Origin of the sequence: Ruminiclostridium cellobioparum DSM 1351 = ATCC 15832 (assembly GCF_000621505.1) — a bacterium.
Classification (GTDB): Bacteria; Bacillota; Clostridia; order Acetivibrionales; family DSM-1351; genus Ruminiclostridium; species Ruminiclostridium cellobioparum.
This window is the reverse complement of the sequence record NZ_KK211293.1, coordinates 56,863-81,581: the sequence shown is the minus strand read 5'-3', so window position 1 is coordinate 81,581 and position 24,719 is coordinate 56,863. Positions and strand designations below refer to the sequence as shown.

Below are 24,719 nucleotides of genomic sequence, written 5' to 3'. Positions count from 1 at the left end.
CTGGAGATGTCTCTATATTTCAATTTGTTTTTTTAAATTTCCCACTGCCGACATGCTTAATTTGTCATATCTAAAAACCATATCAATTACTTCTCTGATATTATCTATTGTTATCCTGTCCATTTTTTGAAGTACTTCTTCAGGTGTATTTATACGTCCAAGCATGAGCTCCGACTTTCCAATACTGTTCATCCTGCTGTTGGTACTCTCAAGGCCAAGGATATAATTGCCCTTGAGCTGCTCCTTTGATTTATCAAGTTCATCCTTTGTAATGCCCTTTTTGATTAAAAGGTCTATTTCCTTTTTTGTCAGGTCGATAACTGTCTGGAGATATTCCGGATTCATGCCTGCATAAATCATAAATAATCCGGCAGTTTTATAGGTTGAGGGATATGAATAGATGGAGTATACAAGACCCTTTTCTTCTCTTATTTTTTGAAAGAGCCGCGAACTCATTCCCCCGCCGAATATATTGTTCAAAGCCAACAGTGAGTAAACCCTGTCATCCCCGTTTTCGATGCCTTCAAAGCCCATACATAAATGAACCTGCTCGGTATCCTTCTCCCTTATTACCTTGTCGGTACGGTATTGGGCGGTCTGATATTTCCTGGCGTTTTCTCCTGTACGGCTCCAGTTTCCGAAATATTTCTTCACATCTTCAATAAGCCGGTCTTCATCGAAGTTACCCGCTACTGAAATAACTGTATTGTACGGAGTATAGTTATCCTCCATATATTGATTTATCATTTTTTTGTTGAACCCGTCTATACAGTCCTGAGTTCCCAGTATGGGATAACCCAGTGAGTTCCCGCTCCAAACCATTTCGGAAAATATGTCATGAACCAGTTCCTCGGGAGTATCCTCATACATTCCGATTTCTTCAACAACAACTTTTTTCTCAATTTTAATATCATTGCCGGCAAACCTGGAATTGAACAGCATATCCGATAAAATATCCAGAGAAATGCCCAAATGGGTATCCAGTGTCTTGGTGTAGTAACAGGTGCATTCCTTACCGGTAAATGCATTTATCTGACCACCGATAGCATCAATACATTCAGCTATTTCCTTTGCAGAACGGTTGGCGGTACCTTTGAAGAGCATGTGCTCAATAAAATGGGAAATGCCATTGTTTTTTACACTTTCATTTCTGGAACCGGTACCCACCCAAATGCCGACTGAGACTGATCTTACATAAGAAATTTTTTCATATACCAACCTCAAGCCATTATCTAATAAGATTTTTTTAAACATCAAGTCCTCCAAATGCTGTTCTAAATATTTTTGCCTTATATACAAATAACATATCAGAAATAGTAAACTGGGCGTAAACTGCTGTGTCTACGCCCGAATTTACATTTAAAGCACTATATAATATATGTTATAGTAAATTTTTTGTATAATATATCTCAAATATTGCAATAGTTCCTTTTACTGATTATTTTAGTTATTTTGTTTGTTGGCTTCTTCGCTGCTTTCATCGGTCATTGCATCTTTTCTTGAAAGATTTATTCTGCCCTGCTTGTCTATTTCTGTAACTTTAACAAGGATCTCATCTCCGATATTAACCACATCTTCGACCTTATCTACTCTCTTCTTGTCAAGCTTTGAAATATGAACAAGTCCATCTTTTCCGGGTAATATTTCTACAAAGGCACCAAAGGTAGTGATTCTCACTACTTTACCCATGTAAATTTCGCCGGGTTCGATATCCTTTGCTATTCCATGGATTATTTTGAGCGCTTTTTGAGCTGCTGCCGCATCAGGAGTCAGTATATATACTCTTCCGTCCTCTTCGATGTCAATCTTGACACCGGTTTCAGCTATGATCTTGTTGATCATTTTTCCGCCGGGTCCGATAACATCTCTGATCTTTTCAGGATCTATATTTGTTGTAATTATCTTTGGCGCGTAATCCGACAGCTCTTTTCTGGGGGCCGGAATTGCTTTCAGCATGACATCGTTTATTATCTGGATACGGCCCTTTCTGGTGAGCTCAAAGGCCTGGCGGATGATTTCATAGGTAAGTCCGTCAACCTTTATATCCATCTGTATGGCAGTGATACCTTCAACAGTACCTGCAACCTTGAAGTCCATGTCTCCGAAGAAATCTTCTATGCCCTGGATATCCATAAATGTAATGAAATTGTCAGGATTTTCTTCATCTATTACCAAACCTGCAGAAATACCTGCAACAGGAGCCTTAATAGGCACACCTGCATCCATCAGCGCCAGAGTACTGCCGCATACACTTCCCTGTGAAGTGGAGCCGTTTGACATAAGAACTTCCGATACAAGTCTGAAAGCATATGGGAATTCCTGTTCCGACGGAATTACAGGTACCAGTGATCTCTCGGCAAGAGCACCATGGCCGATTTCTCTTCTTCCGGGTCCTCTTGAAGTCTTTGCCTCACCCACACTGTAGCCGGGGAAATTGTAGTGGTGCATGTATCTCTTGGTTTCTTCCGTATCAATACCGTCCAGCATCTGTACATCTCCCATGGCACCAAGAGTTACGGTTGTCAATACCTGTGTCTGTCCTCTCTGGAAAAGCCCCGAACCATGAGTTCTTGGGAGTACGCCCACTTCTGCTGAGAGCGGTCTTATTTCATCCAGACGTCTTCCGTCAACACGTTTACTTTCTTTGAGGATGTATTCACGGACTACTTTCTTTTCAAGCTTGTAGATTGCATCATTGATTTTTGACTGCATTTCGGGGAATTGTTCGGCAAGTGCAGCCTGAGTTTCCTCAGTCAGTTTATTTACCTTGTCGTCCCTGTCCTGTTTGTCGGTTGCCAGCACCGCTTCACGCATTGTTTCATAACCAAAGGCCTTTACGGCTGCAAACAGGTCTGCAGGTACTTCTGCCGATTCATAAGCAAATTTGGGCTTACCGATTTCTTTTACGATATCATTTATAAAATCACATATTTTTTTGATCTCTTCATGACCCTTTTTTATGGCATCCAGCATTATATCATCAGGAACAATGTCGGCACCTGCTTCAATCATTGTTATCTTTTCCTTTGTTCCTGCAAGGGTAACATACATTTTGCTCTTTGCGCGCTGCTCCTCAGTTGGATTTATAATAACTTCATTATCAATCAAACCTAAAACCACACCGCCGATAGGTCCGTTGAAGGGTATGTCGGAAATGCTTATTGCAATTGATGCGCCGATCATGGCAGCTATTTCAGGTGAATTGTCCTGTTCCACCGACATTACGGTATTTACGACAGCAACATCATTTCTCAAATCCTTTGGGAAAAGCGGTCTGATAGGTCTGTCAATAACTCTTGAAGTCAATATGGCCTTTTCTGAAGGCTTTCCTTCTCTCTTTATGAAACCGCCGGGTATTTTGCCTACGGCATATAAACGTTCTTCATAGTCCACACTTAAGGGGAAGAAGTCTATTCCTTCCCTTGGTGATGCAGATGCTGTGGCTGTTGACATTATCACAGTGTCACCATATCTTATCATTGCGGCTCCGTTTGCCAGCTGAGCCAGCTTTCCGGTTTCAACCGAAAGTGTTCTGCCGGCCAGTTCCATACTAAATGTTTTAAACATGCTAGTCCTCCTAAGTTTTTTAATTGGTTTTCATATGCTATTTAAAACTATAGACTGTAGCATGTAGATTCTGCGCCAAACCGTTTTTGGCGTACAATCTACCTTCTACCGTCCATAGCCATATGCGACATTAATATTATTTCTTCTTTTTTATTTCTTATTTCATTGTAAATACTTAAATTTTACCACAAAAATATGTACGGTAACCTGCAGAAAGTGAACTAGAAAACAGGCAGGCCTCAGCCTGCCTGTTCTATAATTATTACTTTCTTAGACCAAGTTTCTCAATAATTGCACGATATCTTTCAATATCATTTTTTTGAAGATAGTTTAACAAACCTCTTCTGGCACCGACCATCTTAAGAAGTCCTCTTCTTGAGTGGTGATCCTTCTTATGAGTCTTTAAATGATCATTGAGGTGATTGATTCTTTCTGTAAGAATAGCAACCTGAACCTCCGGTGAACCTGTATCGCCTTCATGAAGCTGATACTTTGAAATAATTTCCTGTTTTACTTCCTTAAACATGTTGTAACCTCCAATTATAAATAATGTTAAACGCCATAAACCAGGTAATTGGATGGAGAACCCAAAAACGTAGTTAATGGTTGAAAAATTGTACCTTTGGTATTTTAGCATATTTCATAATTATTTACAATATTTAATTTATATATGATAAATTAATAATTTTTTGTCCGATTATATAGACATAAATTATATGGAATAAATTGCAACAAAATAATATAATTACTATATACTTGTATTAACGAAGGAGATGATGCAATGAACAACAACTCTGCTCTTTTAAGAAAAATTGCCGACAATGTCGAAAAGGTTATTGTCGGTAAGAGAAATGCGATAGAACTGACACTGGTTGCTCTGGTTTGCAACGGACACGTATTGCTGGAAGATGTTCCGGGAGTCGGTAAAACCAGTATGGTATCCGCATTGGCAAAGTCAGTCTCTGCTTCCTTCAAAAGAATTCAGTTTACCCCGGACGTTCTCCCTTCAGATATAACGGGCTTCTCCATATATAATCAAAAAACCTGCGAATTTGAATTCAGACCCGGAAGTGCAATGTGTCAGATTTTATTGGCCGATGAAATAAACAGGACCTCACCAAAAACCCAATCCAGTCTTCTTGAGATAATGGAAGAAAACCAGGTCACGGTTGACGGCACCACGTATAAGCTTCCCAGGCCCTTTATGGTATTGGCAACCCAGAACCCCATCGAGTATATCGGCACATATCCTTTGCCCGAAGCTCAAATGGACCGTTTCTTTTTGAAAATATCCCTGGGCTATCCCCAGGCCGGTGAAGAAGTTTATATCTTATCCAGATTCCTTCAGGATAATCCTCTGGAAACTCTTGAACCGGTTGCCGAGAGCTCGGACATTCTGAATATTCAGAATGAAGTTAAACAGGTTTATCTGGATAAAACACTGAAAAACTATGTTGTAGACATTGTCAATATGACAAGAAAAAATGATTACATTGCCCTGGGCTCAAGTCCCCGAGGTTCTCTTGCGGTTTGCCGTGCGGCTCAGGCCTGGGCATATTACCACGGAAGAGATTACGTGCTTCCGGAAGACATAAAAAAAATGCTGCTTCCCACCCTCTCGCACCGTATTATTCTCAAACAGGAAGCTAAATTAAAGAAAATGTCCGCTCTAGATATTTTAACCAATATTATAGACAAGGTTTATATACCTTTGGTAGATAATTATGAGAAAAAATAGGATAACATTTATATTTTTATTTATACTGGCCATTATATTCCGGTACAATTTCGGAGGCTTTGCTCCTTCCTTTTTCTTTTTTTCACTGTTGTCACTGCTCATTTTCTCCGTTGGTTACACCATTTACGTCTATGCCCGCTTTAAATTTGTTCAGGATATCAATAAAAGAGTAATAACCAAGGGAGAATCTGTAAAGCTTGTGGTCAAGCTCAGCAATGAGGATTTTATAATTTACCCCTATGTTTATGTGTCCTTTTTTGGCTCACATACTCTTTTCAATGCTGAAACCTACTCACAAAGCCTGTCAATTACCCCTTTTTCAAAAAAGGAATTTGTTTTTGACATGGAATGCAGGTACAGGGGTGAATATGAGGTGGGAATAAGTGATATTCATATTGAGGACTTTCTCGGCCTTATAAGGTTAAAATATAAACTGCCGGAAACAAAAAAAATTATTGTGTTTCCCAAAATTGAAAATTTGACTAAGTTTGATGTATTTACAACAAACAGTTTTGAATCACAAAGCTCATCCCAGGGTGCGGTTGAAGATGTGAATAATATTAAGGATATGAGGCTGTATCAGCATGGTGACAGTTTCAGAAAGATACACTGGAAATTGTCGGCCAGAAGCAATAACTGGATGATTAAAAATTACCAGTGTACTTCCGATGCAAATGTCAATATACTTATAGATCTAAGGCAAAATCCCTATCCGGGTGAGATTACAATCGTTCTGGAAGATAAGATAATCGAAGCAGCTGTTGCGGTATTCAATTATTATCTCCGGAAGGGTATATCCGTCAACTACACGTACTTTGATGATAAAATAGAGATTTTAAAGGCTTCCAACAGGCATGAATTTGAGTACATTTATAAAACCTTATCCAACGTACCCTTCAATCAGAAGGTTCCGTTGGCAGACATTGTATCGCTTCATTACGAAAGCAGCAATAACACCAATGATATGATAATCCTTACAAGCATTCTCGATGTTGACCTTTATAATGTTATTTACAAGGCTCAGATGTCCAATCATTCAATCTGTCTGATATATATTTCTCCTAAAAATCTTGTTACCGAGAAATTTGAAGTGGTAAATGACATCCTGGATATCCTGCCTGAAATAGGTGTAAGAGCATATACCGTCAATCCTGACGATGATATAAAAATGGTACTGGGGGGTTAGACTGATGACACGTGAAAATAAATTCGGAATGCTTGCCAATTTAATACTCGTTATGCTTATGTCGGCTAGCATCAGCCAGACACTCTATACTTCATTGTTCATGACCCGCACTCTCAGCCTGATGATATTTATTGCCGTAATCCCTATCACCCTGCTGTTTTTTGTTATGTTCAGAACTAAAATTTCATCACTGGTATCCTGTATTTTAATTGCTGTGATACTGACAGCCGGATCTGCAGTAATTATTTTTAAAACCGGTATTGAAAGTGCATTGATCTGGTTGAACCGGTATTCCATATGGTTTGTGGATATAACCAACGGTTATAAGGACATTTCCGTTCCGGTTTTTACCACAATAACAGTACTCTCAACAGCATTTATCATTACTCTGTTTGTTTTTATATTCACCATTAAATTTTACAACTTTTATGTAACCACCATAATGTTCTTCAGCATCTTCTTTGTTCAGCTCCAGCTGAATATTTCAGGAAGTGATTTGTCATTTGTACTCTTCATCTTCTCCTTCCTGCTGTATTATTTCTTTTATATATTGCAGAAAAGAAACGGGGAAAAAACCTATGATGCCGGAAACAGGCTCAAATATCTTATTTACATATCACCCGTCTGTATTATAGTTATAGCCATAACCTTCATGTTCCCTCTTAACCAGGGACGTTTTTCCATTCCCTGGCTGGATACCAGAATAGATAAAACCATAGACAGGGTTATCAATAAATTTTCGGGCGTTGACGTTTCTTCCTTTGATTATTTCTCATTTGGCATCTCAGGTTTTGGAAAAACCGACAAATTAGGTGGAAATCTCAAGCTGAACAATACCCATGTTATGAATGTTAAAACCGACCATTCAAACCTGTATTTACGCGCTGCTTCAAAGGTTAACTATGACGGGCACCGCTGGTATACCCACGAAGGCAATTTTAATTCCCTGGGTTTGGGACTGGTATATGACAGACAGTTCAATTCCGACACTTCTCTAATGTTTATGGGGCTTTTATCAGCTCTTAAAGGCAGAACTTTTTCACTGGATATGAATCAAAATGACTATTTTGAAAGTTCGGCTGCAGAAGTTGAATTTGTAAATATGAAAACAAAATCAATATTCATGCCGGTCAAAGCTTACAATTTAAAGTTCAGGTCACCGCAGGAGGTACTTCTGGATAATGAGCAGATGCTTTCCACAAAAGATATTAAAGGTAAGGGCTTCTCCTACAACCTTAGATATTTTAATTTAAACCTTAAAAGTGAAAAGCTGATTGACCTGCTGAGAAAAAGCAGTAAATCGGATGTCAGGACCAGCATCAGGAACCAATATAATATAAGGATACTCAATTCCGACTCTGCGACTCCGGCCGGAAGTACGGACATTAATGATTCCAACGCCGCCCCGGCTTCAAATATCAATGATACTGCCGACTCGATTTACACAAATTACACCCGGCTTCCCGATACCGTTACACCCAGGGTCAGAGAGCTTGCGCAGGAAATTACAAAAGATAAAAATAACAACTATGACAGGGCCAAGGCAATCGAAACTTACCTTTCAAAAAATTATCCCTATACCCTGGCTCCCGGAACTCCTCCCAGAAGCCGGGATTTTGTGGACTATTTCCTTTTTGACGGCAAAAAGGGCTACTGCACCTATTATGCCTCGGCCATGACAGTGCTGCTGAGATGCCTGGATATACCGGCCAGATATGTTGAAGGATATATTTTACCCCCTGAAAAAAAGGACGGGGTATATAAGGTTACAAATCAACAGGCCCATGCATGGGTTGAAGTTTATTTTGACGGATTTGGCTGGATTCCCTTCGAACCAACCTCTCCTTTTGTTGCAAACCTCTACAACGACAGGACAATTTCTGCCACCATCAGCAGTGATATGCTGGATACAGGCTACAATGATTATATGGAAATGATGGACAGGTACAGAAATCAGGGAGCTGCGGTAACTTATGACTTTGATACTGAGACTGAAACTGACTCCGGGATGAAAAAACCGGTATTGACCTTAATAATTATTTCGGCTGCCATAGGTTTGATCGTGCTGGTCATGGGTACAATTGCCTCAATCAATTACTTCAAGTTTTATAATCTTCAGAGGAAAATTAAAAAAGGCGATCCCAATTCTTCAATGTTGATTGCCTATGGCTATATTTTAAAAGCCCTGAAATTCCAGGGGGTTACACTACATCCGGGTGAAACGCCCACCCAGTTCAGTGAAAGGGTTGAAAAAATCTTTGATATCAAGAGCTTTTCTTTTAATAAAACCAGTTTCACTAAAATTTCCGGGTACTACGTAAAAGCCAGATACAGCCGCAATCCTTTAACTCATAAAGAGATTGAACAGACTCTTGAATTCATTAACGTCTTACTGGAATTAATATTTGAGAAATCCGGCAGATTTAAGTTCGGATTCTCAAGATACCTGCTGGGAAGGTTTTAAAGTTGATTAATAACTTAACTTACTGTGCCGATTTGTGCTTTGACTTTACAGATAGGTTTAACCTGAATCAAATGGTAACTTTCCGCACTAACTTCATAAAATAGGATGCACAGTTAAAAGGAAAATATACAGGTACTTCCATACTAACTTCAAGCTATAGATTGCACACAAATCGCTTACGTGAAATAGTACGGTTCACAATAAGTATTTTCTTGCCGTCGCAGCAACTCGACATCCGTGTCTCGTGTGCTGCTCAAATTTACATCCTGTCAATTTGACGACAAAAATACTTATTGTTCACCTACAAATTTCAGTAAGCACTTTTACCGTGCTAATCCATAGCTTGAAGTTGTACTCACGTACCTGCATAATCAGCATAAACTGTGCCTCTGGAAAGTTGAGCGATAATTTAACCGGCACTACGAGTTAACTTATTAATTACCTGCATATTTTATTTTGAAGTATGCGTGGTACGCTACATTGTAAGCTGCAAAATTCGGAACCAGGAAAAGGCCTCCGGTAATAAAATTCAATGGATCTCCCGCAGGAATAAATGACTTTGATATATCCTCTGAATCCAGAGTAAGCTCTATGTACTTATCAACCTCACTTATTCCCACCATTACCAGTGGCCCGTACATAATAGACGCAACGGACTGATCGTCGGGAGTCCTCTCTGCACGGAAAGTAAATGGCGTTGATATTTCAAGCTGATCTCCCCTGTTCCATTCTCTTGACAGTGTTACATAGCTTCCGGCTTGAGCGGCAATATTCTGAACCGTACCATTTATTTTTACCGTGAAACCTTTTTCGATCCAATATGGTACCCGTAACTTTATATCAAGTTTTCCGCTGCCGTCAATCAGAAGCTTTATTGCCTGATCAGTCAGATAATCGCCGGTTTGGGTTATTTTGAAGCCCTTTTCCTTCCATACAAGGGTTGAAGCCATATATAAATTAACGTATAAAGCCGATTTATCAGCCGAATGAAAATAAATTGAGTCCTGATACTTTGTGTGATTTTCCATCCCCGTGCCGTGGCAGCAGGTGTTGCCATCGGTATCAAATTCCTTGCGGGAACCGGGGCATAAAGGCATAAAGTATGTTGAACCGCCATTTGGAGCACTCTGGTCCTGGGATGCAATTATGTGATTGTAGAGAGCTCTTTCATAGTAGTCCATATACCTGGGTTCGGGACTGTGGAAGAACAGGTCCCTTGTCAGCTTTAACATGTTGTATGTAGAACAGGTCTCAGCAGTCTTATCACCGATATATCTTGCAATCCTGCCGGCTGCCCTGAACATTTCACCCTCACCGTTACCGCCTATATTATAAGTATGGCTGCTGACAACCATATCCCAGAAGTTTTTTGCAACTTTATAGTAATACGGTTTTTTATTTTGCAGGAACATTTCCATAACACCAACTACCTGCGGAATATGCTGATTTGAATGAATTCCTCCAAGTGTGTCAATATTTTCAGCCATTGGCACATATAGTTTGTCATTGTCAAAAAATTCTGCCGCTTTCAGGAACTCCTGGTTTCCGGTTAAACCGTAAAGTCTGGCCATTACCCCGTTTATTCCTCCAAACTCGCCTGCAATATACAAAGCCCACATTTTAGCCCGTTTTTCTTCGGTCAGCCTGTTCAATCTGTTATAAACCCAATGCCCCAGCTTTGTACAAATATCAAGCGCCTGTTTGTTTCGGGCATATACGTAGCAATCAACCAGTCCTGCCATTATCTTATGCAGTGTATAATAAGGCGCCCATATTTTGGGATATGTGGTCAGTTCCTCCAATTTGTCAAATTGTTCCTCAGAATAACCGCTTAGAAATCCGGGACTGAATTTACCCGACGCCGCCATTGCATCCTGGCATTTTCCCAATTCGGATATCATGTAATCAATTTTTTTCCTGAATTTCTTGTCCTGTGAACCGGCATATGCCTGAGCTATAGCAGATAGATAATGCCCGGTTGTGTGCCCTCTCAGATTGCAGTCGGGAGCATCCCAGCCCTCTGCGGTCGGAGCATTTTTTGTATCCAGCCCCGACGCCTCACGGAAATTGTAAAGCAGCTGGTCGTCGTTAACAGACAAAAGATATTGATAATCCCTGTCTCTTCCTGCCGAGAAGACTTTATCCTCTATGGTCACACTGCTCAGTTCAAACGGTTCTGCTGCTCTTTTATACGGAATACTATCAGCTTCAGGATCTGCCTCTGTTTCCTCTGAAACTACTTTTACATTGGCCGCTGCCTTCAAACCGGTTCCTGATACTGTTCCGCAGACTTTAATCAATCCCGGCTTTTGGCAACAGGACTCATTGATTGCTTCCCACTCTACCTCGGCTATACCGGAGGTTCCATCATCCTTCACAACTATGGCCACTTTGGGGAGCCTCGGGATACATCCCATCCCGCATTGAATGTTGTATTCCTTAACGGCAGTTATAGTGCGTAAACTTTCTTTTTCCAGGACAGTCACTTCAAATTCTCTTTTATCGGTATATTGACCTTTGGTTACGACAGCTACAAGTGTAACAATTGCATTACCTTTGCCTGCTTCAGGCCGTGTAACTTTACCCTCATTGCTTATGGCATTTAAATATTTTGATTCCCATGAAATCCTGGAACCATATTTCCCCTCTGCAGGTAATTTCAAGTCTGTTTCCACCGTAAATATATTTCCAAGATATATGCCGGCTTTATCTGCTTTAACAGCGTCAAGGTCTGACATATTATGTGACAACTCTGTCATTATAGTTTTTCTCCTTTCAAAAATAGACTCCATTATTACATTATTTAAATCATCTTAAATTTTCAATCTCCATGTGATACCGCTACCCCTTGACAGCCCCAATTGTAATACCTCCTATAAAGTATTTTTGCAAAAACGGGTATACCACCAGTATGGGTACGGTAACCACAATAGTTGTGGCCGCCCTGAAGGTCAAAGGTTTGAGATTTTTAAATTTTGACTGGATCAGCATTTCATTCTGCAGATTCTGCACCATATCCATTTCCAGCAGCAGTCTTCTAAGGTATATCTGAAGAGTATCCCACCTTCCGGAAGGATTATATATCATAACATCAAACCAGGCGTTCCAGTGCTGGACTGCCAAATAGACTGCCACAGCAGCGAAAACAGGCAATGATAAGGGTAGGATTATCTGACAGTATATTCTCAGTTCACTGCAGCCGTCGATTCTTGGAGCTTCCACCATGGACTCGGGCAAATTTTGTATATATGAAGCAATCAATAACATATAATATGCATTTATCAAACCTGGAATCCAATAGACATTAAAGCTGTTTGTCAGGCCAAGGCTGCTGATCAACAGGTATGTAGGTATCAGTCCGCCGCTGAAGTACATTGTCACAACAAACAGAACCCTCATGAATCTTCTTCCCGAGAAATCCCTCAAGGTTACAATATAAGCCAGAAGCCCCGTTGCAAAAAGACAGGTACCTGTTCCTACCAGCACCCTGAATACGGAAATTACTGCACCTTTTAACAGGTGCGGATTTTGAAACAGCCAATGATATCCTTCAAAGGAAATCTTTCTTGGATAGAAATATAAGCCTCCTCTCATTGCATCAGTTCCTTCATTTAAAGATATCACAAACTGATTATAAAAGGGGTATATAACAAAAAAACAAAAGACAATCATAAATACCACATTAAATATATCAAAAATTCTGCTCCCTATTGTGTCCTTATAGTATTTTTTCATTTTCCCACTCCCTATATAATTGATAAATCACTGACTTTTTTAGCAATTTTATTTGTAATCAAAACGAGACTAAGTCCTATTGCAGATTTCATCAGACCGATTGCCGCACCGTACGAATAGCGACCGAGCTGAATTCCATATCTATATGCATACGTGTCAATTACATCATAATATTCTCTTGTCTGGCTGTTACCGATTAAAAGCTGCTGTTCAAAACCTGCATTGAGAATACCGCCTATCTGCAAAATAAAGAGAAGCACAATGGTTGTCTTTATGCCAGGCAACAGAATATGCCAAATCATACCGAAACGCCCCAGTCCGTCAACGGCGCCGGCTTGATAAAGCTCTTCATCAATTCCTGCTATGGCAGACAGATAAATAATTGAACCCCAGCCAATTCCCTTCCATATATTAGATATCGTAATCAATCCCCAGAAATATTCTCCTTTACTGAGAAAGGCAACAGGTTCATGTACTATTCCCAGTAATTGTAAAACCTCGTTAAAAACGCCATCCGTACCTAAAGTGGTAAACATTATACTTGATACAACAACCCAGGATACGAAATGAGGCATATATGAAACGGTTTGAGCAAATTTCTTAAACCGTTTAAAGGCAAGTTCATTTATAAGAATTGCAAGTAAAATAGGTGCAGGAAATCCAAATAAAAGGTCCAGTCCGCTTATAGCCAAAGTATTTCTAAGAATTAAAAACAAATCGGGCGACTCAAAAAACTGCTGGAAATATTTCAAACCAACCCACTGGCAATCCAAAAACGGTTTACCAGGTACATATTTTATAAAAGCAATAATAATTCCATACATGGGGTAATAGGCGAAGGTAGCAACCCATGCCACCAAGGGAATACATAGAATCCATAGCTGCCTTTCTTTTTTTACTTTTTTAAAAATATGCCTGAATTTGCTTTGTTTCGGGTTAACCGGCATATTTTCCATAATAATATCACTCATATTCCATCTCTTCCCTTTCAGTTTTTTATAGTTTCACTAATGTTTAATTTAAGGCAAGAGGGAGCATCAAACTCCCTCTTGCAAACCTTGTATGTAAAATTACTGTGCCATTACTCCATGTTCCACTTTACCAGATTCTTTTTGTACTGTTGTGAATAAAAATCCTCAACTTCCTTGAGGCCTGCCTTGCTTGCTTTTTCCCGCATTTCCATAAATTTGGCAACACATTCACTTTCTGTCTTTGACATAACAGCATTTGCAAAGCCTGTAGTCACTATGTCCCTGACCTGTTGATTCTCAACTGTTACAGGCTCATCTGCGGGAAGGGAGATCGCAAAGAAAGCAGAGAAGTCAAAAACTGTATCTTTTAGATTTTCATCCTTTAACTTGAACCATTTGCTTGGGAAGTTCTGATCAATCCATGCCTGAGTACCGTCTTCATGTAATTGTTGTCCCATTACCATCCAATAGGATACTCCACCGTTCAAATCGAACTTGGCCTGATCAAAAGTACTGTCTTCCAGCGTTTTAGTCATATTTTGATTCCAGGACCATTCTCCCGAATCAGTCAGATTCCATACTGAGGTTTCAGTATTCGGAATACCCCATGACAACAGCTTGGTTCCCATATCCGATACTTCGAAATTCCACCACTTCATTACATCTTTTGGATTTTTGCATTTATCTGTAATTATGGTTCTGCCCCATCCCATTGTGCTCTTTGGATTCAGATATGATTTTTCTGCAGTGGGGGCCTTAATGTCATAGTGCGGATAACGCATATCGTCGCTATAATCCTTTTTGGTTTTTAACCAGGTCATGTTGCCAAAATCCTTGGTCACCCACCAGGTGGCAAAATGTCCTGCATATCTTTCGTTTGAACATTTGGCACCCCAGTCGTCCCTCTTTTGTGTGAAGGTATCGGGATCCAGCAACCCTTCCCGGGCAAATCTGTTGTACCATTTTGTTAATTCAAGGCCTTCATCTGTATTTACCCAGTGGGTCAGGTTATGATCAGCATCTTCTTTATAACCTCTTTTCAAGCCCCATATTCCACCAAGCTGCTCAGGAATCATTGTAGGATAAACATCATCTTTCCATGCTCCCAGTGCGTATACCTTCTCACCGGCAGCATTTACAGGATGCTTTTCTACCAGTTTCTTCAAGACTTCATAGTATTCATCCGGTGTTTTAAATTCAGGTGAACCGATTTCCTTGTACCAATCCAACCTTACCTGAGCTGCAGCGTCTGCTATTGGAAGCAATCCCCAGCCCACAGGAAGATTGAATATTTTTCCGTCATCATCCTCATATCTTTTTAAATAATCACCCATTTGTTTTTTGATTTCAGGGCCATATTCATCAATTAACGGTGTCAATTCCTGGGCCTTTCCAAGATCAACCCATTTCAGTGCTTCGTCTACCTTCATATTTGAGATTACGTCAGGATAGTCATTGGATGCAAGCATTAGATTAAGCTTTTCAATCATATCTGTGTCATAAACTATCTTGTTTAATTTCACATTAAACTTTTCCAGCAAAAGATCGCTTATGAGTTTGGAATTCTTAGCAACTGTATCAGGATTGTCCTGACCAACATAATAGGATATCTCCAATGTTTTTTCAGGAACTTCCCAGCCGTACTCGTTAACTTTTCCAGCAGCTGAAGATTTAGATTGTGAACCTGTAGCCGTTGATACTTCACTATCCTTTCCTTCGCTTCCGCAGCCTGCCACCGTTGTCAGCAGCAAAACCAAAGAGAGTAACATAATACCCAATCTTTTCATAAAATTCCTCCTGTTGTTTAATTATTGATATACCAATAATATAGCAACAAAAAAAATCGATGTCAGTTGAATATATTTGTTTTTAGTGTAATATTACTATAAAAAGTTGAAAAGCAAGAGTTTTTTTTGTATAGTATAATTATAATTTTTTAATTACAAGTAAAAATTCTGGTTAAAATTTTCTCAAATATTTTTTTAGGGTTGGTAAATATTATGTTAAGAATATTGCAATCATTACATAATTCAAGCTTTAAAGCAAAGCTTTTATTCTCCTATATTATCTTAATAACCATTCCCTTGACCATCAGCAGTATACTGGTTTACAAGCAGTTTACCATGTATTTGAGCGAGAACACTTCCACAATGATTTCCCAGAGGCTGAACCAGGAAACCAACAATATAAATCAAGCTTTAACCTCCATTGAGAATATCGGCTTTCAGCTGTCGGCAGATACGTTTTTGACCGCTTATCTGAATGAAAGGCACCAGCCTTTTAACAATGATTCGTATATTACCATGACAAATAAGATCTCACCCATGTTCAAGTGGTTTAAAAATACAAATCACAAAATAAGTAAAATAAATATCATTACATTAAATGAAAGTATTTCTGAAATTGATACCTTTGTCCATTCTTCAAAATTTGAGTATGAGGCATGGTTTATGGAGGTTAAAAAAAATACAAGTCTGGGCTTGCCTTACTGGGAAAAGTATCATGAGCAGCGTGCGTATAGAAAGGTGGATACCCTTAACCCTGCTACATCGCCTGTTTTTTCTCTGTTCTGCATTATCAATCCTGTTTATAAGTCATCTTCCTCCTATCTTGAGCTGGAGGTAAATCCCAGATTGCTTTTTGATTCACTTAATGTTTCTCCTGTGGGAAAAAGCGGTTATCTGGCCGTTGTGGACAGTGCAGGAAATATTATATCCGGAAAAAACACTCCGTTACTGGAATCCTTGATGAAAAAGGATGATTTAAATAGATTGCTCAAGGGCTCAAACGGTGAATATGCATATACTTATGAAGGAAGCGACTATTTTATAAAATCCCAGGAAATAAACAGATTGGGTGTTCATATTATAAGTGTTGTTTCCACTGCCGAAATTGAAGAATTATTTGATTCATCAAAAAGAAACTATATCGTTACGATTTCAGTTACATTTATTCTGCTTTTAATACTTGCATACTACCTGGGTTATTTTATGACCAAGAAAATAAAAAAATTATCAAATGCCTTTGTCTCATTCCAGAAGGGAAATTTTAATACCAGAATTGAAGTCAACGGAGCCGATGAGCTGGATAAATTAAGCTTTGACTTCAATATCATGGCATGCAATATTCAAGAGCTTATCAATAAAGTATATAAGGCAGAGATAGCTCAAAAGAAATCTGAATTGTCTGCATTGCAATCCCAGATCAAACCCCATTTTATCTTCAATACTTTGGAATCCTTGAAAATGACTGCCGAACTCCACGATGAAGAAGAAATCTCAGATGGCCTCACTGCGCTTGGCAATCTTATAAGACAAAACATACATACTGGAAATCACCTGATCAATGTAGAGTGCGAATTGGAGAACCTGGCAGACTATATAAAGATTCAAAATCTGATACGCAACAACACAATAAAAGCTGAGTTTAATATTCAGGAGGAAATATGCCAGGCTGCTATTTTAAATCTGGTATTGCAGCCTCTTGTGGAAAACTGTATTATACATGGATTTCGAAGCAATCAGGAATTCCTTGAGATATCGATTTGCGGTAAACTGGCCGATGACAGTATAATTTTTACCATCCGTGACAACGGCAAGGGTATTGAGGACCAACAACTTCAAAAATTGAGCAGGAACCTTGAGAACAGTCTGAACGACAATTCAAATTCAACCGGGACAGGCATCGGTCTAATGAATGTAAACCGCAGGATAAAGCTGTATTTTGGTGATGAATACGGCATAGGTATTGAAAGCAGCTATAACGAGGGTACTGCCATAACTGTCAAAATTCCTTTTTCATTATAATAATTCGTTATTATAAATATAAATGGTCAATATAGGAGGTCAGTCAGTATGTACAGCATTTTGATCGTAGAAGATGACAATACGATAAGAAAAGGCCTTGCAAAAATTATCAGAAAAATGGATCTGCCAATTGAAAATATTTACGAAGCAGAGAATGGCAAAGACGCCATCGTTTCCATTGACCGGTACAATCCGCATATTATTGTTTCGGACATTAAAATGCCGCAGCTTAACGGGCTGGATTTTGTAGAACATATGAAAAAAGCCGGTTCCACAGCCAAATATGTAATTTTAAGCGGCTACGGTGAATTCTCCTATGCTCAGAGAGCAATAAGCTGTGATGTTTCGGAGTATTTGTTAAAACCCGTTAAAAAGGATAAGCTTTACGGTACCCTCTCAAGGCTCATAGAGCAGCTTAAACAGGAAGAACAGGAGCAGATCCAAAGGCTGGATAATGCTAAAAAAATCAAACAATACCACAATGTTATTTTAAGAGAAATAATGGAAGGATATCACAATTCCGGTGAAATAAATTTTATTTTATCAAATGCCGATATCTCTTTTCCTCAAAATGGTTTTGCCGTTTTATGCATCCATTGCAGGGCCATTAATGACACACTTTTAGATTTTCTTCATAAGCATGCCGCTCCCTTGCACATATTTTATTGTTATGTTGCAGGCCATAGTAACATTATTTGCCTGCTAAACATAGCTCAGGAGGAATATTCGGAAGTTATTCCTCTTATAAAAGAGCATATTTCGGCATTTAAAACGGCATATTCGGGTATCAGCGAGTGGTCAGACTCGGCAGCCAGTTTGACCGAGCTGGTTAAACATGCCAGGGATGCTTTGGATTACAGATTGTTGGACTGCTCTTCCCCGATTTTTTTATACTCCGAATTAAAAAAGAATATAATTTTGCAGCCGGCCTTAAACACATATTACGAAGAATTCCTCAATTCTTTGCACAGCAAATATCCTCAGGAGCTTTTTATCAGCATTGACCATTTATTTGATTTCTTATTAAGGTTAAAGCCTGTTACACCTACACTAATTAAAAATTCACTGGAAAACCTTGTTCAATACCATTTACCCCCTGATAAGAAAAAGCTGCTGGTAAATTATATGACTATCGAACATCTCTACCAATCCTCCGAATCTCTTGCGGATTTCAGGATCAATGTAAAGAAGATGTTTAAAAACATTAACAAATTTGAAAATGAATCCTGTGATAACAGATATAACAATAAAATTGCCGCTGCAATAAAGTATATTGAAGAAAATTATGTTAACAATCTGAGCCTGGAGGAAGTAGCCGGCTATATCAATATGAACGCAAGCTATTTCAGCAATATTTTCAAAAAAGATACAGGAATGTATTTCTCGGATTTTATCCAAAAAATAAGGGTTGAGAAATCAAAAAGCCTTTTGATCCAGCCCAGGTATAAAATTTATGAAATCTCTGAAAAGGTTGGCTTTACAGATGAAAAGTATTATTTCAAAATATTTAAAAAAATAACAGGAATAACACCAACACAGTACAGAAACGGATTGTTTTCAGATGAAGAACATATTTTTGAAAAAGAAGTTCTATAGTGCGCCAGCACTAACTTTAAAATTTTTTTGAAGCTGCACTGGCGCACTATTATCAGTGATCCGTTATTTGCCTCTATTCTGTTCCCGCCTTCAGTGCTTCACTCATCGGAATCCGGGCCACCTTTTTTCTGCACATCCATTTGGCAAACTCATAGGTTGCCATCACGATGATAAAACCAAACAGCATGTATAAGGCACTCAGCTTGACTGGCAGTACCACCTGCAGGTTTTCGGTCAGAGAGCCGAAGAAAGCCCCTGCCGTACCCAGCAAGGCCGGGATGCCAAGCAGATATCCCAAAACAACAATCAGGGTATTGCTGTCCAGCACCAGCCTCCCTATCTCTTTTTTCCGGTATCCGAACACCTTCATTAACGAGATGCTGGTCCGGCTTTCGTCGACTACCAGGCCTGTTACAATATAAATGATAATAAGACCCAGCAGGAAAGCGGCGGCAATCAGGCCGTAAATCATAGGACCCATCTGGTCAATCATCTTGCCGAGTCCCGCAACAATTGTGTCAATGGATTTGGTGCTTTGGATCTCGCCTTGAGCGAAGGTCATGGCCTCGCTGCCCCAGATCCCCAGATAGGCATCGGCAGGGTATCCGAATTCCGCATTGAATCTGTCAAGGGGCAGGAACAGAAAATCGCCCGCATAGGTATCGGCCATTTTTTCAATGACAAAAGTGTGTTTCTTTCCGTTTTCGGTATCGAATACCGTCACACTGTCGCCGGCTTTCACATTAAGCTTCTGTGCAAGCGTTGCCGTAATTGTGGTCTGATCCGGCTGGAACGGTTGTCCGGAGGCATCCTTCAGCCGTACCATTTTGGTGGCCGGAAGGACTCCGGTAACATAAAAGCTTATGTCTTCATTGTCGGCAAGGCTCACATACGCCGCATTGAACTGTTCTGTTCCCGCAGGCGGCATTCCGGTTTTTGCCGACGTGAAAACATATTCGTATTTGAAATTGTAAAGCTCGCTGATTCCTTCCCTCAGCATATAGTCGACGGAGCTTTTCATCGTCAGCCCGTACAGCATGAGCATGGTGGCTACGATAACCCCGAAAATCAGGAAAAAGGTTCTGGACAGGCTGCGGATCTGTTCCCTGATTTTAAATTTCGTATTGAATCCAAGACGGTCGAGCCGCAGGCTGCGCTCAATAAAATTGACCTTGCCTCTTGCTTCTCCGCCTTTCATAAGAACTGCCGGAGCAGTTTTCAGCGTTCTTCCTGTAATACACCAGGTAACGCCGCAGAGAATGACAACCGGCAGCGCGACTGCCAAGAGAACCAGCCATGGATTCAGCAGCGTTTTGTATACCGGCATGGGGAAAGCGGTCAGCATGAGCCGAAGCACGCTGTTTACCAGCAGCAGCCCAAATGCGGAACCAAGCACAGAGCCGATGATGGATATAAAAAGGGGAAAAGTAAGATAGTGGAGGACAAGCTGACGCCTCCGATAGCCCTGGGCGTAAAATGTCCCGATGATGACCGTTTCGCTTTTAATGGTACGCCACATCAGCATCCCCAGCAAAACGCAGGCAAGCGCAAGCATGGCAAACGGCACGGCGGCGCTCATTGTGGATAATACATCAATCTCCATGGGAACATAGGATACATTAACCTTTCTCACTGTACTCTGCCAGTTGGTTACCCTGATGCCTTGAGAACGCAGCTCATTCTTTACCGAGGCTTCCTGAGCTTTGATATTTTCCCTGTCATCAAAACGGATGGCGTAAACCCTGTTTCTGCCAGGCAAGGTTTCCAAATCCTCCCTGCCCACCACGGCAATGCCAAAAGTGCTGGGGTTATTCATCATTTCTTCCTTCGATTTGATCACATAAATGAAATTGGGCAGAAGGGCATACCCCGAAACGGTAAATTTCCTGCCTGCAACGGTAATTTGATCGCCGATACGATATCCGTTTGTTTCCGCGAACGGGCGGTCAAGCATGATCTCCGAGCTGTCCGGAAGTTTACCCTCCTGAACGGCCGGGATGTTCACAACGCTCATAGCAGAAAACACCCTCAGCGTTTGACCGGGCTTTACCTGGAAGTCGGCCGTGCTGCCGACTTCCGCCTTTGCGGCAAATTGCCGGCCGAAAGCCGCCGTGTCGATGGCGGCAGCTGTTGAAAATTCTGCGTCGGACAATACGTTCTGCCCGGAAAATTTCTTGAACATATTGTCCAGGTTCATAGACGTCATATTCATCGTAATAAACATCATACTGCTGATCATGAGCAGCAGCATGGAACCAATATAGCGAGCCTTATGCTCCAGCATGGTCCGTATTACTTTTTTAAAAAGCGCCATTACCACTCAATCCTTTCCGCCGCGGCCGTTTCATCATGCCTGATCGTTTCAACGATCTCTCCTCCGCGCAACTTATATACCAGGTTGGCCATATCGCCGATTGCGGTGTTATGGGTAATCATCAGAATAGTTGTACCAAAGTCGCGGTTTACCTTCTGCAAAAGGGAAAGCACGCCGTGGGACGTTTCATAATCCAGTGCTCCGGTGGGCTCGTCGCACAGAAGCAGCTTGGGATTTTTCACAATCGCGCGGGCAATTGCCACCCGCTGCTGCTCTCCTCCTGACAGTTCCCTGGGGAAGCTCTTTTTTTTCGCTTCAAGGCCAACCGCGTTCAGTACTGTATCCATATCAAGCGGAGCCTTTGATATGTTGGAAACCACCTCGATGTTTTCTGTGATGGTCAGATTGGGAACCAGATTATAAAACTGAAAGATGAAACCGACCGAATCCCTTCGGTAATCCGTCAGCCCGTCATCCCCAAGAGAAGTGATTTCCTGGCCATCCACATGGATGCTGCCGCTGTCGGCGCGGTCAACGCCTCCGATGATATTCATCAGCGTCGACTTCCCCGAACCGGAGGGGCCGAGTATCACTCCTGTCTGCCCTTTTGCAAGCGTAAGGCTGATTCCCTTGAGCACATCGTTTTTGCTTTTGCCGGCCTGATAGCTTTTTTTCAGTTTTTCAACAATAATAAACATTTTAATTCCTCCCCATTCCCTGCTTTAATAATGAAATCATATTTTTTAACAGGTTCTCCATTTCACGGTAATGTTCTTCGGTAGGATTATAATCAAAGCTTTTGACCTTTTCCATGATCTCTGTGTCAAATTTTTCGGTTACTCCCTGAAAAAACAGCAAAAGGGTTTTATCATCCAGATCATCGCGGACCGTACCCTTTCTTCTGCCATTGGCAATCAGCTTAAGCTCATATTCCTCACCGATCCGGGATAATTCGCGGGTTGCTTCCAGGGCCAAACCACCGAATTTACCCGTGTAGATATCCATGGAAAATGCAACAAGCAAGGGCTCTTGTTTCAACAGTTCAAAACGTTCACGGCTTCCTGATAAAAAATAATCATATACGTCCATATCCTGAAGCGGAGTCTGCCTGTCAATTATTTTCATAAAATATTCCAGAGTCCATGTGACGGAATATATAAACAGCTCCTTTTTATCATCGAAATATTGATAGATGCTGCCTTTGGCGACTTCTGCGTTTCGGGCGATCGCTTCTATTTTTGCATTTTCAAAGCCACGAGCCTGGAACTCCTCAATTGCTGCCCGTATAACTCTTTCTTTCTTGTCGTCGTCAAGACGGTTAAAGGTTCTTTTCGGCAATGGTTCACCCTCCTGTATCAAATATAGTGACTGACAAGTCATATTATATGACCAGCGAGTCATTGTGTCAATATCTTTTAGTAGTTCATCTTTAATAAATTTTTTTAAAAAAATACACCCAATCCGCAAGTTACGGATTGGGTGTATTTTAAAGGGATTTAAAGCTTAATTCTTCGAAATGCTCCTGGTATTATATTTCAACCATTCTTTTTCTTCATTGTCAAGGTGAGATGAAAGCAGTTCATATACTTTGCCGTGATAATCATTTAACCATTTGATTTCATGGTCGGTCAACAGGTCGGGATTTATACCTTTTAAACTTATAGGGCAGCAGGTTATTGGTTCAAACCTCAAAAACTGTCCATGCTCGTTATTTTCATCCTCAATGACCAGAACCATGTTTTCTGTTCTGACTCCATGCTTTCCCTCCCTGTATATTCCAGGTTCTATTGTTACAATCATTCCCTTTTCCAATTTTACTTTGTTGGGGACCTGGCTGAAGCCGTGAGGGGCTTCATGGACACTAAGGCAGTAGCCTACCCCATGACCGGTACCGCATTTGTAATCCAATCCGATTTCCCACAAAGGCTTTCGTGCCAGGATGTCGAGATTGGATCCGGTGGCTCCGTATAGGAATTTAGCCGAGGAAAGTGAAATATTTGCTTTCAATACCATAGTAAAATCAAAAATTTCTTCATCGCTTACCCGGTCGAAAACCACTGTACGGGTAATATCGGTAGTACCGTTAAGATACTGCCCTCCCGAGTCCACAACCATCATTCCCTTATTTTCAAGCACATACCGGGTTTCCTCTGTTGCAGTATAATGCATCATTGCCCCATGTTCCCTGTAGCCGGCAATAGTCTTGAAGCTGGGGCCGAGATTATTCAGCTGCTGTCTCCTGTAGTACTCAAGCTTTTCATCAACAGTTAACTCGGTGATTACTTCCTTCTCTATATTGTTCTCCAGCCATATGAGAAACTTAACCATGGCAATTCCGTCACTTATCTGACATTGTCTGATATTTGCCAATTCGGTCTCATTTTTTACAGCTTTGAGCACGGTTGTTATTTCATCTATTTCTATCTTTTTACATTCCGGGTTTATGGAATCGTATATCCAGCGGTTTGTTCTTTTGGGATCATATGCAACAGCCTGTTCCCTGCCAAGTTTGGCAATTATATCCTTGATGTCCTCATATTCCAGAATTTCAATTTTATTTTCATTCAGTACCCTTGTTATATCAGAAGGTATCTTGTTCCTGTTTATAAATAAAACTGCCCCGGTCATTGATATCAAGGCGTAGCAAATAGTAACAGATACATACGGAACATCATCGCCTCTGATATTGAAAAGCCATGCGATATCATCAAGACTGCTTATTACATAATAACCTGCCCCTGCTTTCTTCATTTCTTCACGCACTTTATCGATTTTTTCCCCTGCCGATAAACCGGTAAAACAAATTTCATGCGTAAAAATTTTTGCAGAAGGAATTTCCGGCCGGTCCTGCCAGATTTCATCAATTAAATCATGATGGGAATTGATTGTTATTCCTTTTTTTGAAAAGGTTTCTTCCATTTCCCTGTATGTAAGCTGTGAAATCATTTTTCCTGAAAAACCCACACATTCCCCCTTCTCCAGAACACTTCCGAGCCATTCGGTATAAGTGGGCACACCTGTATTTCCCATTTTAAACAGCTTGATCTCCGAACCTTCCAGCTGCTTTTCAGCCTGTATAAAATATCTTCCGTCTGTCCACAACCCGCTTTCATTCCTTGTTGCGACGAAAGTGCCGGCCGAGCCTGTAAAGCCTGATATCCAGCTCCTTGCCTTCCAGTGGTCGGCCACATATTCACTCATATGCGGATCGGGACTTGGAATAATATATGCATCCAAACCATAGCGGTCCATATGTTTTCGCAGTTCAAATAATTTTTCATTTACATTCATTGTACACATCCAGTACACATCCCTTCGGAAAATAATATTAGAAATAATCAG

16 protein-coding genes are annotated in these 24,719 nt (G+C 40.5%); 5 read left to right on the top strand and 11 right to left on the bottom strand.

Features of this window, described 5'->3' with window-relative positions; genetic code table 11:
* Positions 1-12: 12 nt before the first annotated feature.
* The 3 genes from T344_RS0124005 to rpsO form a co-directional block, all read right to left on the bottom strand.
* A complete protein-coding gene (locus T344_RS0124005) occupies positions 13-1,254 on the bottom strand; it encodes a M16 family metallopeptidase (RefSeq protein WP_027630805.1) in 1,242 nt (413 codons plus the stop codon).
* 189 nt (positions 1,255-1,443) lie between these two features.
* Entirely contained in the window at positions 1,444-3,567 is a 2,124-nt protein-coding gene (locus T344_RS0124000; RefSeq protein ID WP_027630804.1) for a polyribonucleotide nucleotidyltransferase, read from the bottom strand.
* Between the two features lie 262 nt (positions 3,568-3,829).
* Entirely contained in the window at positions 3,830-4,093 is a 264-nt protein-coding gene (gene rpsO / locus T344_RS0123995) for a 30S ribosomal protein S15 (RefSeq protein WP_004624262.1), read from the bottom strand.
* Between the two features lie 255 nt (positions 4,094-4,348).
* Here rpsO and T344_RS0123990 point away from each other — a divergent pair, with 255 nt between their 5' ends.
* From T344_RS0123990 to T344_RS0123980, 3 genes are read left to right on the top strand one after another with little or no spacing between them, the layout of a single operon-like run.
* Complete coding sequence (locus T344_RS0123990; RefSeq protein WP_004624215.1) at positions 4,349-5,305, top strand: AAA family ATPase; 957 nt, start codon at positions 4,349-4,351, stop codon at positions 5,303-5,305.
* Complete coding sequence (locus T344_RS0123985; RefSeq protein ID WP_027630803.1) at positions 5,292-6,491, top strand: DUF58 domain-containing protein; 1,200 nt, start codon at positions 5,292-5,294, stop codon at positions 6,489-6,491. The genes T344_RS0123990 and T344_RS0123985 overlap by 14 nt, the downstream gene beginning before the upstream one ends.
* A gap of 4 nt (positions 6,492-6,495) precedes the next feature.
* On the top strand, positions 6,496-8,955 hold the full coding sequence (locus T344_RS0123980) for a transglutaminase domain-containing protein (protein WP_027630802.1): 2,460 nt from the start codon (positions 6,496-6,498) through the stop codon (positions 8,953-8,955).
* Between the two features lie 434 nt (positions 8,956-9,389).
* Here the strand turns inward: T344_RS0123980 and T344_RS0123975 are convergent, their stop codons facing one another.
* The 4 genes from T344_RS0123975 to T344_RS0123960 all read right to left on the bottom strand — a co-directional run bounded on the left by T344_RS0123975 (position 9,390) and on the right by T344_RS0123960 (position 15,448).
* Entirely contained in the window at positions 9,390-11,714 is a 2,325-nt protein-coding gene (locus T344_RS0123975) for a beta-L-arabinofuranosidase domain-containing protein (protein WP_034863019.1), read from the bottom strand.
* 82 nt (positions 11,715-11,796) lie between these two features.
* Positions 11,797-12,690, bottom strand: coding sequence for a carbohydrate ABC transporter permease (locus T344_RS0123970; protein WP_027630800.1), 894 nt, complete (start codon positions 12,688-12,690; stop codon positions 11,797-11,799).
* Between the two features lie 11 nt (positions 12,691-12,701).
* A complete protein-coding gene (locus T344_RS0123965; RefSeq protein WP_027630799.1) occupies positions 12,702-13,661 on the bottom strand; it encodes an ABC transporter permease in 960 nt (319 codons plus the stop codon).
* Between the two features lie 110 nt (positions 13,662-13,771).
* Positions 13,772-15,448, bottom strand: a complete 1,677-nt coding sequence (locus T344_RS0123960) for a type 2 periplasmic-binding domain-containing protein (protein WP_027630798.1) — start codon at positions 15,446-15,448, stop codon at positions 13,772-13,774.
* A 213-nt stretch (positions 15,449-15,661) separates the two neighbouring features.
* Between T344_RS0123960 and T344_RS0123955 the strand changes: the two genes are divergently transcribed.
* Positions 15,662-17,467 (top strand): cache domain-containing sensor histidine kinase, encoded by a 1,806-nt coding sequence (locus tag T344_RS0123955; protein WP_027630797.1) that lies wholly within the window; start codon positions 15,662-15,664, stop codon positions 17,465-17,467.
* 48 nt (positions 17,468-17,515) lie between these two features.
* On the top strand, positions 17,516-19,063 hold the full coding sequence (locus tag T344_RS0123950; RefSeq protein WP_027630796.1) for a response regulator transcription factor: 1,548 nt from the start codon (positions 17,516-17,518) through the stop codon (positions 19,061-19,063).
* 73 nt (positions 19,064-19,136) lie between these two features.
* On the opposite strand, the gene T344_RS0123945 is transcribed toward T344_RS0123950, so the two are convergent.
* The 4 genes from T344_RS0123945 to T344_RS0123930 form a co-directional block, all read right to left on the bottom strand.
* A complete protein-coding gene (locus T344_RS0123945) occupies positions 19,137-21,377 on the bottom strand; it encodes an ABC transporter permease (RefSeq protein WP_027630795.1) in 2,241 nt (746 codons plus the stop codon).
* On the bottom strand, positions 21,377-22,075 hold the full coding sequence (locus T344_RS0123940; protein WP_027630794.1) for an ABC transporter ATP-binding protein: 699 nt from the start codon (positions 22,073-22,075) through the stop codon (positions 21,377-21,379). The genes T344_RS0123945 and T344_RS0123940 overlap by 1 nt, the downstream gene beginning before the upstream one ends.
* Before the next feature lies 1 nt (position 22,076).
* Positions 22,077-22,715 (bottom strand): TetR/AcrR family transcriptional regulator, encoded by a 639-nt coding sequence (locus tag T344_RS0123935; protein ID WP_027630793.1) that lies wholly within the window; start codon positions 22,713-22,715, stop codon positions 22,077-22,079.
* A 165-nt stretch (positions 22,716-22,880) separates the two neighbouring features.
* Entirely contained in the window at positions 22,881-24,668 is a 1,788-nt protein-coding gene (locus T344_RS0123930) for an aminopeptidase P family protein (RefSeq protein WP_027630792.1), read from the bottom strand.
* Between the last annotated feature and the right edge of the window lie 51 nt (positions 24,669-24,719).

What these genes read in the sequence shown, in the direction of transcription:
- T344_RS0123965 (WP_027630799.1), bottom strand. Translation starts at nt 13,661, where the DNA reads ATGAGTGATATTATTATGGAAAATATGCCGGTTAACCCGAAACAAAGC.
- rpsO (WP_004624262.1), bottom strand. Translation starts at nt 4,093, where the DNA reads ATGTTTAAGGAAGTAAAACAGGAAATTATTTCAAAGTATCAGCTTCAT.
- T344_RS0124000 (WP_027630804.1), bottom strand. Translation starts at nt 3,567, where the DNA reads ATGTTTAAAACATTTAGTATGGAACTGGCCGGCAGAACACTTTCGGTT.
- T344_RS0123975 (WP_034863019.1), bottom strand. Translation starts at nt 11,714, where the DNA reads ATGACAGAGTTGTCACATAATATGTCAGACCTTGACGCTGTTAAAGCA.
- T344_RS0123985 (WP_027630803.1), top strand. Translation starts at nt 5,292, where the DNA reads ATGAGAAAAAATAGGATAACATTTATATTTTTATTTATACTGGCCATT.
- T344_RS0123945 (WP_027630795.1), bottom strand. Translation starts at nt 21,377, where the DNA reads ATGGCGCTTTTTAAAAAAGTAATACGGACCATGCTGGAGCATAAGGCT.
- T344_RS0123970 (WP_027630800.1), bottom strand. Translation starts at nt 12,690, where the DNA reads ATGAAAAAATACTATAAGGACACAATAGGGAGCAGAATTTTTGATATA.
- T344_RS0123955 (WP_027630797.1), top strand. Translation starts at nt 15,662, where the DNA reads ATGTTAAGAATATTGCAATCATTACATAATTCAAGCTTTAAAGCAAAG.
- T344_RS0124005 (WP_027630805.1), bottom strand. Translation starts at nt 1,254, where the DNA reads ATGTTTAAAAAAATCTTATTAGATAATGGCTTGAGGTTGGTATATGAA.
- T344_RS0123940 (WP_027630794.1), bottom strand. Translation starts at nt 22,075, where the DNA reads ATGTTTATTATTGTTGAAAAACTGAAAAAAAGCTATCAGGCCGGCAAA.
- T344_RS0123930 (WP_027630792.1), bottom strand. Translation starts at nt 24,668, where the DNA reads ATGAATGTAAATGAAAAATTATTTGAACTGCGAAAACATATGGACCGC.
- T344_RS0123960 (WP_027630798.1), bottom strand. Translation starts at nt 15,448, where the DNA reads ATGAAAAGATTGGGTATTATGTTACTCTCTTTGGTTTTGCTGCTGACA.
- T344_RS0123980 (WP_027630802.1), top strand. Translation starts at nt 6,496, where the DNA reads ATGACACGTGAAAATAAATTCGGAATGCTTGCCAATTTAATACTCGTT.
- T344_RS0123950 (WP_027630796.1), top strand. Translation starts at nt 17,516, where the DNA reads ATGTACAGCATTTTGATCGTAGAAGATGACAATACGATAAGAAAAGGC.
- T344_RS0123990 (WP_004624215.1), top strand. Translation starts at nt 4,349, where the DNA reads ATGAACAACAACTCTGCTCTTTTAAGAAAAATTGCCGACAATGTCGAA.